This is a genomic window from Salipiger sp. ABN3_019 (assembly GCF_056158605.1).
In genome coordinates this window covers 54,886-69,895 of sequence record NZ_JBSWTP010000004.1, presented here as the reverse complement: position 1 = coordinate 69,895, position 15,010 = coordinate 54,886, and the positions used below count along the sequence as shown (strand labels likewise).

Sequence of the window (15,010 nt, the reverse complement as noted above, 5' to 3'; positions counted from 1 at the left end):
GAATACTGCAGAGCAATATTAAATAGACAAAATCACTCGGATACTGTTGCGGGATCGCACTCGGGCCGGTGGATTGATCCGCCCTGCGCCTGCGGCTAGCGTCCGCACGACCACTCTGCGGCTTCGGATGCCGTGCAGGGCCACCAGAACGAAGGACATTTGATGCAGAACGAGGCGCCAGACGAGATCGCCACCGCGCCAAGCGATCACCGCAAGGCAGGCACGATCCAATCAGTCTCGACCGCCGCCGGGTTTCTGCGGGTTTTGGCCAATGCCTCCGGCCCGCTGGCGCTGGGGGTTATCGCCAAACGGGCGGGCACCTCGGGCTCGATGGCCCACCGCTACTTGCAGAGCCTCGTGCGCGAGGAACTGGCGGTGCAGGATCCGGCAAGCGGGCACTACGATCTCGGCCCTCTGGCGTTGGGCGTCGGCGTGGCGGCGCTGCGGCGTCTCGATCCGGTGGAACTGGCCGCCAGCGAGATGAAGCAATTTGCCGAACGTACGGCGGCCAGCGCCGGGGTCGCGATCTGGACCGAGCGCGGCCCGACGCTGGTGCGCTGGTATCGCAGCGCTGTCTTCTCGATCAATTCGCTGGCGCTGGGGGATGTGCTGCCGCTCGACAATTCCGCCTGCGGTCTGATGTTCCAGGCTTTCCTGCCCGAGGATCGCATCGCCCGCGCGCGCAACTCGCAGCCCAAGAGCTTTCGCGGATCCCGACCTGCGTCCGATGTGCTGGCCGAGGTGCGCGCGACAAGCTGGTGCGAGCTCAAGGGCCATCTATTGCCGCATGTCGCGGGTCAGGCGGTGCCGGTGTTCGACCCGCAGGGCGAGATCGCCTGCGTGATGACCACGGTGGCCAACCTCGGCGATGAAGTCACCGATGCCGTCGGGCGCGATCTACGCGAGGTCGCGCTGACCCTGAGCAAAGCGACGGCGGGGCGGATCGACGGGCGCTAAGCGCCCGCTTTGTCCGGCGTCGGGTCAGTTGCTGGCGTCAGGGCCGCGTCCAATAAGAGGCCGCGGCGTATTCGCCCCGTGCCAGCCCTTGCGCGCTCAGCCATTCACGTGCAGCCAGCGCCTCGGATTTCTCTGCCGCGAAGAACACAAAGCGGTCCTCTGCGGGCAGGGCCAGTCCGTGCAGCGCCTCCAGCGGAGACAGGGCCTCATTGCGCAAAACCCAGCGCAGCGTGACGCCCGCTGGACGCGGAAGCTCTTGAATGTCCGCCGCTTCGGGAACGAAAAGCACCGCCTCGCCCTGCACGTCCGCGGGTATTGCGGCGAGGATACGGGCGATCACCGGCACCGCGGTTTCATCCCCGACAAATGCCATCCAGCGCGCCGGGGCGGGCATTTTGCCGCCGCCGGGTCCGGTCATCGCGACCTCGGTTCCCAGCTCTACGCGGTCCGTCCAATCGGTGACGCGGCCGCCGTCGTGGCGGAAGACGTCAAAGACGATGCGGGTCTCGTCGCCAGCGACCTCGATCTCGCGGGTCGTGTAGACCGGACGATGCCAAGCCTCGATCCCGCCGGGCCATTGCGTGACGCCGTTCGCGTCGGTCGCGGGCCATGCTGCGCCTTCGGGCCCGAAGAGAAGCCGGAAGTGCAGCGCGCCTTCGGCGAACCGCGCCAGTTGCGGGCCGACGATCTGCACCCGGGTGTAGGAGGGCGACAGCCGCTCGACCGAGCGCACGCGCGCCCGCGATTGGTTTCCGGGTTGGCGGCCAACCTCGACGCCGCGCCAATGCACTGTAAGCCCCTGCGCGCTGACACGCTCGGCGATCATGTCCCGCACCAGTTGCAGACCAACTTCGTCGGGGCTGCTGACCTCCAGCGCTGTGGCGCCCGCCTCGGCCCGCACCGTCAGCGTGGCGCGGGGCAGGGTGATGCAGAGCGTCCCGTGCTCTTCGGACATCGGCAATTGCGAGGCGTTGGCAACCTGCTTGAACCTCGTGAACGCTTGCGAAACCTCGACGTCGAGTTGGGCGTTGGCGCTGAGCATGACTGTCCTCGTAAGATGAATGCCGACCGTCTCGGTGCCAATGTGCGGGCGTCGGTCGGTGGCAGGGTAAGAAATTCGATAAAAACAATCAAGAATTACGCCGGGACTCTGCTGCGCGCAGCGCCGGAGGAGATCCTTTTGCCTGTCTTTAGCGCGCCACCACCACCGGGCGACCATCGTGGCTCAACACATCGAACCTTGTGTCGAAGACATCTCCCAGCGTCGCAGGTGTAAGCAGGGCGCGGCTGTCGTCATGGGCCACCACCCGTCCGTCCTTCATGGCAACGATGCGATCCGCCCAGCCCGCCGCGGCATTGATGTCATGCAGCACGATGACGATGCTGCGCGCATCTGAGCGGGAAATCTCGTGCAGCCGGGCCATCAGGTCTCGGGCGTGCCGCGGGTCGAGCGCGTTGAGAGGCTCGTCGAGCAGCATCCACGGCGTGTCCTGCGCGTAGGTCATCGCGATGAAGGCGCGCTGCCGCTGACCGCCCGACAGGGTTTCGAGCGGACGCTCCGCCAGATCGCGCAGGCCGAAGGCGGCCATTGCGGCCTCTACCAGCCGCGCATCCTCGGCGGTGCTGCGTCCCTGATGGTGCGGCCAGCGCCCGAAGGCCACAAGCTCGCGCACCCGCAGCCGGCTTACCACGGTCGGGGATTGTTGCAGCAGCGCGACGGTCTGCGCGCGTTGCCGCGCCGGGATGGCGAAAGGGTCGTTGCCATCGATCGAGACGCGCCCGGCGCTCGGGACGGTCAGGCCAGCGATGCAGTGCAGCAAGCTGGACTTGCCCGCGCCATTGGGTCCGATCAGCGCGGTGATCCCGCCGCGACGCAAGGTCAGTGTCACATCCTTCAGGATATGCGCGTCGCCTGCGTGGTAGTCGAGGGACTGGATATCGATCATCTGCGGCGCCTCAGCACGAGAACAAGAAAGAGAATCCCGCCGAAGAACTCCACCACGACCGCAAGCGCGGATTCGCTGGACAGCAGCCGTTCGAAGACGAATTGCCCGGCGACGAGGATCAGCGCGCCGATCAGCGCCGACACCGGCAGCAGCACCGCGTGGCGATGGGTGTCGGTGATCTGCCGGGCGAGGCTGGCGGAAAGCAGGCCGAGAAAGGTCAGCGGGCCCACCAGCGCGGTCGAGACCGAGACCAGCCCGGCCACCAGCAGCAGCGCGCGCCGGACCAGTCGGTCGTGGTCAAGCCCGAGCCCGCGCGCCGTGTCGCGCCCCAGCGTCGCCACATCCAGCGCCGGAGCCATGCGCTGCGCCAGCCACAGGGCGATCACCATGAGCCCCCCGGCGGCGGCCAGCTGGCCGGTGTCGACGCGCCCGAAACTGGCGAAGAGCGCTTGCTGCACGACCGAAAACTCGGAGGGATCGAGCATCCGCTGAACCATCTCGGCGAGACCGCGCAGCATCATGCCAAGGATCACACCGGTCAGGATCATCCGCGTCACATCGCCCGCTCCCTTGCGCAGCAGCAGGCCGAAAAGCGCGCCGGTGGCCGTCATCAGCACCGCGGTCTCGAGCACGAAGCGCAGCGCGCCGTGGATCTGCGCCGCGCCAAGCCCGCCGAGCGCGGCCACCAGCAAGGTCTGGAACAGAACGAACAGCGCGTCGATGCCGACGATCCCCGGCGTCAGTAACCGGTTCATCGCGATGGTCTGAAACATCACCGTGGCCGCCCCGGTGGCGGCTCCGACGCAGATCAGCGCACCAAGTTTCACCGCCCGCAGCTCGAGGATAAACGCCATCGGTCCGCGCAATTGCCACGCCAGAAATCCCGCGCTCGCCAGCATCAGGGCCAGCGCCAGCCATGTCACCCGCCGCTCAGCCATTGTGTGCGGGCGCTTTCTTGCGGGGGGCGGCGTAGAGCAGCCACAGAAAGACCGCCGCGCCAAACACCGAAACCACGGTGGCAGCGGGGATCTCAAACGGGTAGCGCAACAACCGACCGATCACATCGGCGGACAGCATCATCAGCCCGCCACAGGCAGCGATCAGCGGCAGATTGGCGCGCAGGTTGTCGCCGCGCCAGCGCGAGACGAGATTGGGCGCAATGAGCCCGACGAACGGAAAGCTGCCGACCGTGACCAGAACCAGCGCGGTGATCGCCGCGACGATGACCAGCCCCAGAGAGCGGGTGCGCGCATAGTCCAGCCCGAGGCTGCGCGCCTGCGCCTCGCCGAGCCCCAGCAGGGTTATCCTGTCGGCAATCACATAGAGCAGCACCGCCAGCGCCGCGACCCCCCAGAGCCATTCGTAACGCCCTTGCATGACGCCGGAAAACTCTCCGAGCCGCCATGTCCCAAGGTACTGCATCAGGTCGGTCGTCCAGGCCAGCCAGATGCCGACGGCATAGAGAATGCCGCCATAGATCAGCCCGACGATCGGCAGCAGCATAGGGTCCTCGCGCGGGACCCGCGCCGCCAGCGCCAGAAATCCGATCATGCCCACCAGCGCCGCCAATGCGGCAAAGACCATCTTGCCCGCGATGGCCATGCCCGGCGCGATCAACGTCACCGCCAGCAGGCCGAGCATCCCGGCCTCTGGCGTGCCGATGAGCGAGGGTTCGACCAGTCGGTTCTGCACCGATTGCTGCACCACCACCCCGGCCAGCGCCAGACCGGCCCCGGCCAGCAGCGCCGCGGCGGTGCGCGGCACCCGGCTGACCATCAGCAGCCAGGCCCCGCCATTCTCGGACAGCAGCGATCCCGCACCAATGGCGAGGCTGAGCAGGCTCAACGCCAGAAGCGATACGAGCAGAACGGGCCAGAGCGGCAGGCGGATCAAGATCAGTCCTTTGCACCGAAAGCGGCAATCATCTCGTCAAGCGTGTGCATCATCGAGGCGGCCCCGCCCCCCGCGATGTAAAGAGGCCCGGCGTCGAGATAGACCACCTGACCGGATTGCATCGCCCGCGTGCGCTCCATGATCGGATTGTCGAGGGTCGCTGCGGCAGCTTCGCCGCCCTGTCCGACCGCCGCGCCGCGGTCGATCACCAGCAGCCACTCCGGGTCGGTCTCGGCAACGAACTCGAAAGACACCGACTGCCCATGCGTTTCGGCATCAAGCTCGGGATGCGCTTCGGGAAGGCCGAGCGTTTCATGCAACCAGCCAAAGCGGCTATTGACGCCATAGGCCGAGATCTTTCCGCCGTTGGTCAGCAGGATCAGCGCGTTGCCCTTGCCCTCGGTGGCAGCTTGCGCCGCCTCGATCTTCTCGTCGAGCGCGGCGGTCAGGGTCTCGGCCCGGTCTTCGATGCCAAACAGCGTGCCGTAGGCGGCGATACGCGCCTTGGCCTGATCCACCAGATGCTCGCCCCAGATCGTCATGTCGATGACCGGCGCGATCTGCGACAGCGGCTCGCCCTGCGTAGAACTGCGCCCGCCGATGATGATCAGGTCGGGCTGCAGGATTGCCAGCGCCTCGAAGTCGGGCTCGAAGAGGGTGCCCACCACCTCGGCCTGTGCCGCTGCGGGCGCGAGGCTTTCGAGATAGAGCGGCGAAGGAACGCCATCGATGGGCACCTCAAGCGCCTGCAGCGTATCAATGGCGGCGGGATCGAAAACCACCAGCGTTTCTGGGCTCGCGGAAACGGTGGCGTCGCCGGTGGCGGTGGACATCGTCACGTCTGCCGAAAGAGCGGGGCTGGCGCTGAGGCCGGGGACCATCAGAGAGACCATCAGGCCTGCGAAGAGAAATCTGCGCATGGGGCAACTCGCTGTTCAAATGTCGCGTGGCTACACCGGTGTGGTCGGCTCCGCATTCCCTGCCTAGGTAAAGGGATGGACCAACGGACCGCAACTTGATCCCGCTCAATTTAGTCAAGATTTCGGCGGATTTTCCAATCCATGCCCCAGAAACGCAAAAGGCAGCCCGAAGGCTGCCTCGCGACGCTTGTCGTATGCTGCAGATTATTCTGCTGCGAAGGTGTTGGCAAACTTACCGCACCAGTCGGTTGCCTTGACGACCGGCCAGAAGCCGCGGCTGTCAGCGTCAAGCTGGTTCACCGGCGGGTTGGCGCGGCACAGGCCCGCATCGGGGAGTTCGTGCGACGAGTTTGCAACGTGGTCTTCATAGAATGCACAGGCTTTGCAAGCAGTGGACATGGCTTTCTCCTTCGAGTGGCTGCTGTCTGGCGGGATGGCTCGCTGGCGTCTCGCTTGCTTGCTTTCCACAAAAAACCATATAGGTCGGGTCGATCTGCGCTGCAAGAGAAAAAGCAATAAAAACATATACTTGAGTGATTTGCTTGGAGATAAAATCAAGAGCGAAACACTCGGGTTTGCCATTTCAGATGGCGCAACCTTTGGCGCAGGCGACCGGCGCGCGCGGCCACTTCGGGCAAAGCTCTTGGGTTGCTAAGTTTTCAGCAACAACCCGCGTGATGTTGCGACATGACGCCACTGCGGCTCTCGGATGCGTGATCGGAAGTTGATCCAAGTAAAAGAGTCAGGTAACGCTGGGTTACTCAGCCAGACCTGTCCCGAGCGCGGTCCAGCCAGCCCGATAAGAGCTATCCGGAGGACAGCCACATATGGCGAGAACCGCACGGGGCATTGCGCTCCTGACAACCGCATTTTGCGCAAGTGGCGCAGCCGCACAGGATGCCAGCGAGCTATTCCTTGGCACGATCCGCATCGAGTCGGCCGAAGCACAAAGCCTGCTTGGCAATGCCGAGATCACCGAGGAGGAGATCGAAGCCCGCAACCCCGCGACGGTGAAAGACGTCTTTGCGGGCGAGTCCTCGATCACCGCAAGCGGCGGCGCGGCGATCGCGCAGAAGGTCTTTGTCAACGGTATCGAGGAAAGCCTGCTGTCGGTGACCATCGACGGCGCGCGGCAGAACAAAGGGGCGTTCCACCACACCGGCAACGTGCTGCTTGATCCGTTCTTGCTGAAGTCGGTCGAGGTCAGCGAGGGGCTCGCGCCCGCAGACGCGGGGCAGGGCGCGCTGGCCGGGGCGATCGCCTATACCACCAAGGACGCGCGCGACCTGCTCGAGCCCGGTGAGGCATTTGGCGGGCTCACCAGCCTGACCTATGGCAACAATGGCGCGGGCTGGCGCACGTCGCTGGCACTCTTCGGACAACAGGGTGGCTTTGAGTGGCTGCTCAGCGGCACCAAGCAGGAGGGCGACGACTACGAGGATGGCGACGGTGACGAGATCACCGGCACCGGTGCCGACCTCACGGACGGGATCGTCAAACTGGGGTACACCAGCGAAACCGGCAAGCGCCTGACCTTCTCGGCCTCGCAGACCGAGGATATCGGCGACCGCGCCGGGCAAAGCGGGTTCATCCGTCCCGACTTCGCCTCGGTCATCGGGCGCGACACCGAGATCATGGAGGGCTATGCCCGCCGCAGTTCCTACACGCTGACCTACACCGACGAGGCACCGCAAGGCGTTTTGGCGCCGACGCTGCGCCTGACCTACAACGAGCAGGAAGTCGACGTCGGCGATGTTGAAGGCATCAACACCAGCCTGTCGGGCACGGCGAAGAACGTCTTCGATATCTCGGGCGGTACGCTGACCGCCGGGATCGATTTCTTTGATGAGACCGCCGACGGCGAGGCCGCCACCGGCACGGGCGGCGACGAGCAGGTCTTTGATCTCGGCTTCTTCGCGCAAGCCCGGCAGGACGTCAGCGACCGGGTTTCGGTCAGCTATGGCGCGCGCTACGATTATCAGTGGTTCGATGCGGCAAACGGCGACAAGTTCGAAGAGGGCGGCTTCAGCGTCAATGGCGCGGTGGACGTGATCCTGAGCGACGCCTGGACACTGAACGCCGGTGTGGCCTCGACATGGGGGGGCTTTGCGCTTGGCGAGGCGGCGCTGGTCAACTACCGCACCGACTGGACCTACGACGACTTCATCCCGTCGCGGTCGAAAGCGGCGCGTCTGGGCCTGCGCTACGGCAGCGGCCCGTGGGAGGCAAGCGGCGCGCTTTTCTACACGCAGGTGGACGACATCACCTCGGTCCTGCCCACCGGCGGTGACCGCGGCGCGCAGAGCGATCTGGTCTCCAAGGGCTTCGAGGGCTCGGTCGGCTATACCGCCGATCAGGGCTTCGCGCGCCTGAATTACACCTATGCGAATGTGGAACTGGACGAAGAGACCATCGGCTCGACCTCTTATTACCTTGGCCGTCCGGTCGGCCATATCTTCGCGCTTGAGGCCGGTTTTGCCGCGAATGATCAATGGCGCTTTGGCGGCACGGCGGAGGTCGCGCTGGAGAACACCGACACCGAGGTGGACCTGCCTGGCTATGAGGTTGTGAACCTCTACGCCAGCTACACGCCGCGCGGGGTCGAAGGGCTTGAGATCAGGCTCGATGTGGACAACCTCTTTGACGAGACCTATTCGAGCCGCAGCTCTGACGGGATCGACTACGTGGATCGCGTGGTCGCCCTGACCGAGCCGGGCCGGACCTTCTCGCTCACCGCACGCTACCGCTTCTGAGGGTGAGGTTGAAACGGGCGGCCGCGGCGGATTCCCTCTCGCTCGGCCGCCTTTCCGGCAGCGCCTTTGCGGCGCTGTCGGTGATCACGAAAATGGCATTTTGGTCTGAAAATTCTTCACTTGGGCGGGAAAGCCCGTAGGCTTTCCAGAGCGTTGCATCTTCGATGAGGAGGAGATGATGAACCATCGCATGTTGCTTGCCCTGCCGCTTGTCGTCATGGGCTGCGCCACGCCTCAGGAACAATGTCTCGACCGCGCGGGGGCGCGGGTTCGCAATCTCGAAGAGCGCATCGAGGTCGCACGCGGGAACATCGACCGCGGCTATGCGGTGCATGTCACCCGTTCCAGAGCGACCGTCGGGTTCTGCTCGGGCTATTACGGCGGCTATTACCGCTATGGCGGGGTCACCAGCTGTGTTGCCTCGGATCCGGGGCCCCGCGAGCAGGCCGTGCCGATCGACGTCGCCGAAGAACGCGCGAAGCTGCGGCGCCTAGAGGCCGCGCTGCTACAGGAGCAGAGCGCGTATCGCGGCAAGGCCTCGCAATGCAGGCGTGCCTTTCCCGAGTGAAGAGCCTGAGAGGGGCACACGCCTCGGCGGCGCACTTTACGCTCTGATTGCTCTGGGCCGGCTCAGGTCGAAGATGGCTCTGTGTCGCGGACCGCACTGCTGCCCGCCGCGGCAATCTCTGGCTCGCTCATGCCGCGCCGCCAATGCGCGAAGGCCACGATATTCTCGCGCGGCACGCCAAGTGCGCGCGCGCGGCGCAGGATCGCCACGAAGGCGTCGCGTTCCGCACCGCACCAGAGCGCGGCGCCCGTCAGGTCATCGGGCCAGACAATCGCGTTGAAGGCATCGGCAAGCAGCGGCGTGGTCCCCGGGGCGGCGCCGTTGCGATAGAGCCAGCGCAGCTCGACGCCGAGCGGCGATGTGATCTCCTGCCGGTCTTCCGGGCCATCCACCTCAATCAGCGCCACGCCTCGCGCAGCGGGTGCGAGGGCTTCGACGCATCTTGCGATCCCCGGCAGGCCGGTCTCATCTCCGGCGAAGACATGGAACTGCGCCGGCAAAAGGCCCTGCGCGGCGGGGCCTATGAACCCGACGCCATCGCCTGGTTCGGCATCGCGCGCCCACCTGGTGGCCGGGCCGCCGGTGTGGCCGAGGTGAAAATCGATCGCCACACGCCCCGCCTCGAGGTCGACCGCGCGGATGGTATAGACCCGCGTATCGAGCAGCGCGCGCCCCTCGGGCCAGCGGATGCGCCCCTCGTCGGTCATCATGGGCCAATGTTGCGGCATGCCACGCCCGGATTTGAACAGCAGCCGGCAATGCAGCTGCGCAACGGTGTCGTAGCGCGACAAATCCCCCCGGCGAACCAGATGCGCCGCGTGTTGCGGTTGAGCGCTTCGGTGGCGTCCACGCGCAGCACCTGCAGGTCAGCCGGAAGCGTTTCGCCCGCCGTATCCCCCTGCCAGATCACATGTGGCGCCGCATCGCGGGCGTTGAAGTCGATCAGGCTGGTCACCGAGTAGCGCAGCGAGTTCAGCATCGCGCCGTCGGCGCAGGCAATGCTCACATCGAGCCGGTCCTCGCTGAGTTTCAGCCTGATTTCCGCGCCTTCTCCGGCACGCGCCTCGGTTTCGCTCAGCCGGTGCACCGGCAGTTTGTGCGCTTCGAGGGCCTCCAGGATGGTGGGAAAGTAATCGGCGGCGGCTGGGAACGCGATCCTGGCATGTGCCTTGAGCATCAGTCTTCTCCGAGGGACAGCCAGAGCGGCCCTTGCAGCGGGTGGGCGAAAAAGCGGTTGAGATCCGCAAGTGTCTTGGCGGGGTCAAGCGGCGCACAGCCGCCGGGTTGCAGCCAGCGTCCGAGGCATTCGGCAAGCAGCGGCACCAGCAGAGGAGAGGTGACGAGTCCGGACCATATGCCGTGGACACGCCCGTCGCGCAGCGCCGGCGCGCCAGACAGCGCGATGCGGGACGCGACCCGGCGCAGGCCCGCGCGTCCGGCGGCTGGGTCCAGTCCCGGCGCAATGCCCGGCTGCAGATCCGGCGCGAAGCCGCCGCCGGTCGCGACATAGACCTCAGGCTCCAGCGCGATCAGCCCTTCGTTCGAGAATTTACCGCTCCAGCCCTCGGACGCGGCCAGAAGCTCGCCGCCCGCCATCTCAATGAGGTCGCCCCAGAACGCACGCCCGGCCCCCCAGCAGCAGTCGTCGACGGTGGACATGACCTCCATGTAGACCCGCGGACGATCGGAACCGGAGGCGCAGGCGCGCACCGCCTCGAAACGTCCGAGCCCGAGGTCGGTGATCTGAGCGGCGCGGCGCTCCTCGCCCAGAACGGCGCCCCAGAACGCCATGGCCCGCCGCAACGACAACTCGGGCGACAGCGCGCCGTTGTGGCCGCTGGTCCAGGCGATCGGAATGCCGGATGCGCGCAGGATCTCGGCCAGGGGCGATCCCTGCGGCGGCAGCATATAGGCGCTTGCGACGACGAGATCGGGTTCGAGCGCCAACACGCTTTCCACCGAAACGGTGTCGGGCGACAGCTTGCCCACCTCCGGCAGCGAGGGCGCGAGACGTTCTGTCATTGCGCCCAGATCGAGCCGCCCGGCGCTGGCCCAGCCGACCACCCGCTCTGCCGGATCGGGCAGCAGCGCCGCCATCGACAGGATGTCGGTCGCGTCGAGCAGCACGATGCGCTGCGGTCGCCGTGGCAAGGAAACCGGGGTGCCGAGCACATCCGCGGTTTCGATGCCGTCTGCCAGCGCGTGCCGGGGCGCTGCGAGAAACGCCGCGCCCCCGCCGATCATTTGCCTGCGGGTCACCATGTCTTGCGCAGACCCGCGGTGATCACCCGGCCCTCGCCGTACTGGCAGTAGATGTCGTAGCTGCAGCTCGAATAATAGGTCTCGTCCAGCAGGTTACGCACGTTAAGAGTGGCTTCGAGCCCGGTCAGCGCGGGGCTGTGCGCACCAAGATCGTAGCGCAGCGCAAGGTCCACCAAAGTGTAGGCGTCGGCCTTCAGCGTGTTGGCATCATCGCCATAGCTTTCCCCCACGAAGCGCAGGCCGCCGCCCATCTCGAGCCCGTCGAGCGTGCCGGCGAAAGCGTAATTGCCCCAGATCGAGCCGAAGTACTCGGGAACCGCCTGCGGTCGGTTGCCTTCGATGCTCTCGTCGTTCGACTTGCTCACGGTCGTGTCGAGCAGTGTCAGTGCGGCGATCAGGTCGAACTGCGATGTCACCGCGCCGCGTGCCTCAAACTCCAGCCCGCGCGAGCGGACTTCGCCGGTCTGCTCGTAGAACCCGGCGATATCGGCAGGGGTCTGCACGTTCTCTTGCCGGATGTCGAAGGCTGCGAAGGTGAACAGCGCGTCCATGCCCTGCGGCTGAAACTTCACGCCCAGCTCCCATTGCTTTGCCCGGGTCGGCTCGAACGGATCGCCCGAGGCATCGACGCCGATCACCGGCTCGAAGGAGGTGGCATAGCTGAGATAGGGCGCAACGCCATTGTCGAAGTGATACAGCAGCGCCGCACGCCAAGAGGCCGCCTCGGCGTCTTGCTTGGTGGTGGTGCCGGTCAGGCGGTTTTCGCTTTCCGTCTCCAGCCAGTCATAGCGCGCGCCGATCACCGCGCGAAAGCGGTCAAAGGCCATCTGGTCCGACAGGTAGAGGCCCTTTTGGCGCATGGTCTGCAGGCTGTCTGTCAGCGGGTAGAAGGGGCCGGAAACACCGGTATAGACAGGGTCGGTCACGTCGAGAGACGGGGCGAGCGTATAGTCATACTGCCAGTCGCTCTCGTTCCATTGCAGGTCGGCACCGGCAAGCAGTCGGTGATCGACGGCACCGATGCTGGCGGCATATTCAAGGTTGGTGTCCCAGGCAAACGCCCGCACCGCCTCGTCCGAGGCGACGGCCAGACGGTTGAGCACGCCGTCATCGGTGATCGCGCCGGCGAACTGGATCCCTTGCATCTCGGCATCGACACCGCCGTAGCGCATTTTTGAGCGGAGCGTCAGCGCAGGGGTGAACCCGTGCTCGATCCCGGCCTGCACGCCCCATTGCTCGCGGGAGAAGGAGTTGAAATCGGGATCGCCCATGTTCAGGTCACGATCAAGCTCGTCCTCGAAGGCAGGGGCAAGATCGATGGGATAAGTGGAGTTGAAATAGCCGCCCTCTGGGTCTTTTTGCCAATAGCCGCCAAGACTGAGCCGGGTGCGCTCGCTGGGTTGCCAGACCAAGGTTGGGGCGATGGCGTAGCGCTGTTCATCGACGTCGTCGTAGCGAGAGCCAGCGCCGCGGCCCATGGCCGAGAGACTGTATTGCAGCGTGCCGTCTTCGTTCAGCGTTCCCTGCTGCGCGAGACCGGCCTGCACCCGGCCGTAGCTGCCGAACTCCAGCCGCGCCTCACCGCCGGTGCTGCCGTCAGGGCTGCGGCTGACCATATTGACCAGCCCGCCGGGGCTCGACTGGCCATAGAGCAGCGCCGACGGCCCCTTCAGCACGTCCACCCGGTCAAGCAAGAAAGGGTCCACCGCGGTCTGCGCGAAGCCCTGTCCGCGCGGCAGCCTCAGACCGTCGAGGAAGCCGACGAATTGCGAGGCCGTGCCGAAGCCGCCAAAGCCGCGCAAGAAGACGCTGTCATAGCGGGTCGAGGCGTCGATCTCGGAAAGCACACCGGAGGTGTAGCGCAGCGCCTGGCCGACGGTCTGTGTGTTCTGATCGTCGAACTGTTTGCGGGTGAGCACGGTCAGAGATTGCGGCGTTTCGACCACGGGCGTGTCGGTCTTGCTGGCCGAGCGCATTTCGGGAAGCGCGTATGAGGCCGACGTATCGGCCACGTCTGCCTCAATCACGATCGTGCCGAGATCAAACTCCTGCGCTGTCGCGGCTGTCGCCACGCAGCCAATTGCAACCGTCAGCGTCGCGGCCTTGCCCACCATCTTTCCGTCTCCACGAGTCATTGTCCCGTCAGAGGCTGTAGCAAGAACGGGACGTATGCGTCCAGATAAATTCCGATGAATTTACTTGGGAACGTCATCAGCTTGCCGCGGAGTTGCAATGCTGCCCATAATGTCGGCCACTCAGATGCACTATTCGGACCCGGATGTTGACCACGAAGACAAAGCGTAAGCCGCGCGGAGGCCGCCCCACGAAGGAAGAGGCCGAACGCCTCGCCGCAGAGATCGAAGGCGCCGCCCGCCATCTGTTCATCAGCCAAGGCTTTGCGTCCACAACGATGGAGCAGGTGATCGCCGCCTGCGGCATCGGCAAGGACACGCTCTATCGCCGCTTTTCCACCAAGGAAGATCTGTTCGCCGTCGTCGCCGAGAAGGCGCGCCAGCGCACGCTCGCCTGGTTCGAGGAGACCGACGCGCAGAGCCCGGACGATCCTCTGGAGCGGGTGCGCCACCTCGCGCGCTGGTTTCTGGATGCCAACCTTGATGAGGAACTTCTGGCGCTGAAGCGCGAGGCCTTCATCGAGGCGATGCGCGCCCGTCCGCTGGTGCAGGACGACCCGTTCACGCCGCGGCTGACCGACGCCATCGCACGGGCGCATGAGGTGGGGGCACTGCATGCGCCCGACCCCGGCTTCGTCGCGCAGCAACTGCTTGCAGCCGTTGTTCTGGGGCCAAGCAATGATGCGCTTATGGGCGCAACCGCGCTTGCGGATGACGCGGTGCGCACCGCGTGGTTTGATCGCGCATGGCGGCTGTTTGTGGCGGGCGCTGCGCGACCTTGATGTGGGCCGCTCAGGCGGTTCCAAGCCGTGCTGCATGCGGCAGCACATAGGGACCGCTGGGCGGCGGAGTGCTCACGCGGAGGCTGCACCCATAGGCGCGCGACAGCAGCTCGTCGCGCAGCAGCGCCTCTGGGCTGGCCTGTTCGAGCAGACGCCCCTCGGCGAGGAGTGCGACACTGTCGGCGAACATCGCCGTGAGGTTGAGATCATGCATGATCGCCACCACCCCGCCGCCGGCGTCGGCAAAGTCCCGGGCGATCTGCATGACCTGCAGCTGATGCGCGATATCGAGGCTCGAGACCGGTTCGTCGAGGAACAGCCAGCGGGCCTCACCGGCCTCGACCGGCTCCCACACCTGGCACAGGACGCGGGCAAGCTGAACGCGCTGCTGCTCGCCGCCGGACAGCTCTTGATAGGGACGGCTTGCGTAACCGCTCAGGCCGACCCGCGCCAGCGCGCGCGGCGTGAGATCGGCTGCGCTGCCGGGACCTGTGCGGATTTGGCCCAGCCCCACGACCTCGGCCACGGTGAACGGAAACGCCAGCGGGGTGAATTGAGAGAGCACCGCGCGCCGCAGCGCCAGCCGCCAGACCGGGATCGTCGAGAGATCCTCGCCGCCCAGCACAATGCGTCCCGCATAGTTCAGATCGCCGGTCATGGCGCGCAGCAGCGTTGTCTTGCCCGATCCGTTCGGCCCGACAATGGCCGTCAGCGCGCCGGGGGCGGCGCGGAAGGTCACGCGGTCGAGGACGCGGCGGTGACCATAGGCCACGGTAATGTCGCGGGCGTCGAGCATC

17 protein-coding genes are annotated in these 15,010 nt (G+C 65.9%); 5 read left to right on the top strand and 12 right to left on the bottom strand.

Going from position 1 to position 15,010, the window contains the following annotated elements; genetic code table 11:
* Positions 1 to 162: 162 nt before the first annotated feature.
* Positions 163 to 957, top strand: a complete 795-nt coding sequence (locus ACXAD2_RS04275) for an IclR family transcriptional regulator (protein ID WP_475167316.1) — start codon at positions 163 to 165, stop codon at positions 955 to 957.
* Between the two features lie 37 nt (positions 958 to 994).
* On the opposite strand, the gene ACXAD2_RS04270 is transcribed toward ACXAD2_RS04275, so the two are convergent.
* The 6 genes from ACXAD2_RS04270 to ACXAD2_RS04245 all read right to left on the bottom strand — a co-directional run bounded on the left by ACXAD2_RS04270 (position 995) and on the right by ACXAD2_RS04245 (position 6,115).
* Complete coding sequence (locus ACXAD2_RS04270) at positions 995 to 1,999, bottom strand: siderophore-interacting protein (protein WP_475167310.1); 1,005 nt, start codon at positions 1,997 to 1,999, stop codon at positions 995 to 997.
* Positions 2,000 to 2,147: 148 nt separating this feature from the next.
* The gene (locus ACXAD2_RS04265) at positions 2,148 to 2,903 is read right to left on the bottom strand and encodes an iron ABC transporter ATP-binding protein (protein ID WP_475167308.1); all 756 of its coding nucleotides are present in this window, start codon (positions 2,901 to 2,903) and stop codon (positions 2,148 to 2,150) included.
* Positions 2,900 to 3,841 (bottom strand): iron chelate uptake ABC transporter family permease subunit, encoded by a 942-nt coding sequence (locus ACXAD2_RS04260; RefSeq protein WP_475167305.1) that lies wholly within the window; start codon positions 3,839 to 3,841, stop codon positions 2,900 to 2,902. Before ACXAD2_RS04260 ends, ACXAD2_RS04265 begins: the two co-directional genes overlap by 4 nt.
* Positions 3,834 to 4,787, bottom strand: coding sequence for an iron chelate uptake ABC transporter family permease subunit (locus tag ACXAD2_RS04255; protein WP_475168189.1), 954 nt, complete (start codon positions 4,785 to 4,787; stop codon positions 3,834 to 3,836). The genes ACXAD2_RS04260 and ACXAD2_RS04255 overlap by 8 nt, the downstream gene beginning before the upstream one ends.
* 11 nt (positions 4,788 to 4,798) lie before the next feature.
* A complete protein-coding gene (locus tag ACXAD2_RS04250) occupies positions 4,799 to 5,716 on the bottom strand; it encodes a siderophore ABC transporter substrate-binding protein (protein WP_475167302.1) in 918 nt (305 codons plus the stop codon).
* 204 nt (positions 5,717 to 5,920) lie between these two features.
* Positions 5,921 to 6,115, bottom strand: coding sequence for a hypothetical protein (locus ACXAD2_RS04245; RefSeq protein ID WP_475167298.1), 195 nt, complete (start codon positions 6,113 to 6,115; stop codon positions 5,921 to 5,923).
* Between ACXAD2_RS04245 and ACXAD2_RS04240 the strand changes: the two genes are divergently transcribed.
* Both ACXAD2_RS04240 and ACXAD2_RS04235 read left to right on the top strand, forming a co-directional pair.
* Positions 6,114 to 6,371 carry a hypothetical protein gene (locus ACXAD2_RS04240; protein ID WP_475167295.1) on the top strand — a complete coding sequence of 86 codons (258 nt, stop codon included), beginning with the start codon at positions 6,114 to 6,116 and terminating at the stop codon, positions 6,369 to 6,371. The genes ACXAD2_RS04245 and ACXAD2_RS04240 overlap by 2 nt on opposite strands.
* A 172-nt stretch (positions 6,372 to 6,543) precedes the next feature.
* Entirely contained in the window at positions 6,544 to 8,469 is a 1,926-nt protein-coding gene (locus ACXAD2_RS04235; protein WP_475167294.1) for a TonB-dependent receptor domain-containing protein, read from the top strand.
* Here ACXAD2_RS04235 and ACXAD2_RS04230 read toward each other — a convergent pair.
* Positions 8,447 to 8,656 (bottom strand): hypothetical protein, encoded by a 210-nt coding sequence (locus ACXAD2_RS04230; protein WP_475167293.1) that lies wholly within the window; start codon positions 8,654 to 8,656, stop codon positions 8,447 to 8,449. The genes ACXAD2_RS04235 and ACXAD2_RS04230 overlap by 23 nt on opposite strands.
* Between ACXAD2_RS04230 and ACXAD2_RS04225 the strand changes: the two genes are divergently transcribed.
* A complete protein-coding gene (locus ACXAD2_RS04225) occupies positions 8,648 to 9,037 on the top strand; it encodes a hypothetical protein (protein ID WP_475167290.1) in 390 nt (129 codons plus the stop codon). The two genes, ACXAD2_RS04230 and ACXAD2_RS04225, sit on opposite strands and share 9 nt — an antisense overlap.
* A 62-nt stretch (positions 9,038 to 9,099) precedes the next feature.
* On the opposite strand, the gene ACXAD2_RS04220 is transcribed toward ACXAD2_RS04225, so the two are convergent.
* Genes ACXAD2_RS04220 through ACXAD2_RS04205 form a run of 4 tightly spaced genes read right to left on the bottom strand, consistent with a single transcriptional unit; the run spans position 9,100 to position 13,413 of the window.
* Positions 9,100 to 9,747 (bottom strand): siderophore-interacting protein, encoded by a 648-nt coding sequence (locus ACXAD2_RS04220; RefSeq protein ID WP_475167288.1) that lies wholly within the window; start codon positions 9,745 to 9,747, stop codon positions 9,100 to 9,102.
* Positions 9,744 to 10,214 (bottom strand): hypothetical protein, encoded by a 471-nt coding sequence (locus ACXAD2_RS04215; protein ID WP_475167286.1) that lies wholly within the window; start codon positions 10,212 to 10,214, stop codon positions 9,744 to 9,746. The genes ACXAD2_RS04220 and ACXAD2_RS04215 overlap by 4 nt, the downstream gene beginning before the upstream one ends.
* Positions 10,214 to 11,296 (bottom strand): ABC transporter substrate-binding protein, encoded by a 1,083-nt coding sequence (locus tag ACXAD2_RS04210; protein ID WP_475167283.1) that lies wholly within the window; start codon positions 11,294 to 11,296, stop codon positions 10,214 to 10,216. Before ACXAD2_RS04210 ends, ACXAD2_RS04215 begins: the two co-directional genes overlap by 1 nt.
* Positions 11,293 to 13,413 (bottom strand): TonB-dependent siderophore receptor, encoded by a 2,121-nt coding sequence (locus tag ACXAD2_RS04205; protein ID WP_475167281.1) that lies wholly within the window; start codon positions 13,411 to 13,413, stop codon positions 11,293 to 11,295. The genes ACXAD2_RS04210 and ACXAD2_RS04205 overlap by 4 nt, the downstream gene beginning before the upstream one ends.
* 167 nt (positions 13,414 to 13,580) lie before the next feature.
* On the opposite strand from ACXAD2_RS04205, the gene ACXAD2_RS04200 reads away from it, so the two are divergent.
* Entirely contained in the window at positions 13,581 to 14,213 is a 633-nt protein-coding gene (locus ACXAD2_RS04200; protein WP_475167278.1) for a TetR/AcrR family transcriptional regulator, read from the top strand.
* Positions 14,214 to 14,223: 10 nt separating this feature from the next.
* Here the strand turns inward: ACXAD2_RS04200 and ACXAD2_RS04195 are convergent, their stop codons facing one another.
* On the bottom strand, positions 14,224 to 15,009 hold the full coding sequence (locus tag ACXAD2_RS04195; protein ID WP_475167275.1) for a heme ABC transporter ATP-binding protein: 786 nt from the start codon (positions 15,007 to 15,009) through the stop codon (positions 14,224 to 14,226).
* Position 15,010 lies beyond the last annotated feature (1 nt).

What these genes read in the sequence shown, in the direction of transcription:
- ACXAD2_RS04230 (WP_475167293.1), bottom strand. Translation starts at nt 8,656, where the DNA reads ATGGTTCATCATCTCCTCCTCATCGAAGATGCAACGCTCTGGAAAGCC.
- ACXAD2_RS04250 (WP_475167302.1), bottom strand. Translation starts at nt 5,716, where the DNA reads ATGCGCAGATTTCTCTTCGCAGGCCTGATGGTCTCTCTGATGGTCCCC.
- ACXAD2_RS04260 (WP_475167305.1), bottom strand. Translation starts at nt 3,841, where the DNA reads ATGGCTGAGCGGCGGGTGACATGGCTGGCGCTGGCCCTGATGCTGGCG.
- ACXAD2_RS04235 (WP_475167294.1), top strand. Translation starts at nt 6,544, where the DNA reads ATGGCGAGAACCGCACGGGGCATTGCGCTCCTGACAACCGCATTTTGC.
- ACXAD2_RS04195 (WP_475167275.1), bottom strand. Translation starts at nt 15,009, where the DNA reads ATGCTCGACGCCCGCGACATTACCGTGGCCTATGGTCACCGCCGCGTC.
- ACXAD2_RS04245 (WP_475167298.1), bottom strand. Translation starts at nt 6,115, where the DNA reads ATGTCCACTGCTTGCAAAGCCTGTGCATTCTATGAAGACCACGTTGCA.
- ACXAD2_RS04205 (WP_475167281.1), bottom strand. Translation starts at nt 13,413, where the DNA reads ATGGTGGGCAAGGCCGCGACGCTGACGGTTGCAATTGGCTGCGTGGCG.
- ACXAD2_RS04275 (WP_475167316.1), top strand. Translation starts at nt 163, where the DNA reads ATGCAGAACGAGGCGCCAGACGAGATCGCCACCGCGCCAAGCGATCAC.
- ACXAD2_RS04220 (WP_475167288.1), bottom strand. Translation starts at nt 9,747, where the DNA reads ATGATGACCGACGAGGGGCGCATCCGCTGGCCCGAGGGGCGCGCGCTG.
- ACXAD2_RS04215 (WP_475167286.1), bottom strand. Translation starts at nt 10,214, where the DNA reads ATGCTCAAGGCACATGCCAGGATCGCGTTCCCAGCCGCCGCCGATTAC.
- ACXAD2_RS04265 (WP_475167308.1), bottom strand. Translation starts at nt 2,903, where the DNA reads ATGATCGATATCCAGTCCCTCGACTACCACGCAGGCGACGCGCATATC.
- ACXAD2_RS04270 (WP_475167310.1), bottom strand. Translation starts at nt 1,999, where the DNA reads ATGCTCAGCGCCAACGCCCAACTCGACGTCGAGGTTTCGCAAGCGTTC.
- ACXAD2_RS04225 (WP_475167290.1), top strand. Translation starts at nt 8,648, where the DNA reads ATGAACCATCGCATGTTGCTTGCCCTGCCGCTTGTCGTCATGGGCTGC.
- ACXAD2_RS04240 (WP_475167295.1), top strand. Translation starts at nt 6,114, where the DNA reads ATGGCTTTCTCCTTCGAGTGGCTGCTGTCTGGCGGGATGGCTCGCTGG.